The 579-nt window shown below is 57.9% G+C and carries 1 pseudogene; it reads right to left on the minus strand.

The window, feature by feature from the left end:
* Positions 1 to 579: pseudogene (locus NXT01_RS09400) on the minus strand (hypothetical protein); the annotation flags it as partial.

A 579-nucleotide genomic window follows, 5' to 3' on the forward strand; every position in this document is an offset into this window, starting at 1 on the left:
CTTGTCGGTGATTTCGTCCTTGGTTTCGTCGGACTCGTCCTTGTTGAGGATGCCGTCGCCGTCGGTGTCTTCCTCACCATCAGGGGTGCCGTCGCCGTCGGTGTCAGCCTTCTTAGGATTGAGGCCGGCAGCTTCTTCATCCTTGTTGTTGATGCCGTCGCCGTCCATGTCAGGGTCGTCCTCGTTGGCGATGCCGTCGCCGTCGATGTCACCCTTGGGTCCATCTTGGTTATCAGGATCGATGATGTCAGCGATGCCGTCGCCGTCCTTGTCGGTGATTTCGTCCTTGGTTTCGTCGGACTCGTCCTTGTTGAGGATGCCGTCGCCGTCGGTGTCTTCCTCACCATCAGGGGTGCCGTCGCCGTCGGTGTCAGCCTTCTTAGGATTGAGGCCGGCAGCTTCCTCATCCTTGTTGTTGATGCCGTCGCCGTCCATGTCAGGGTCGTCCTCGTTGGCGATGCCGTCGCCGTCGATGTCACCTAAAGGTCCATCTTGGTTATTAGGATCGATGATGTCAGCGATGCCGTCACCATCTTCGTCTGTGATGACGAAGCCATTCTCGTCGGACTCGTCCTTGTT

The sequence above is a fragment of the Corynebacterium sp. ES2775-CONJ genome, from assembly GCF_024814515.1.
GTDB lineage: Bacteria > Actinomycetota > Actinomycetes > Mycobacteriales > Mycobacteriaceae > Corynebacterium.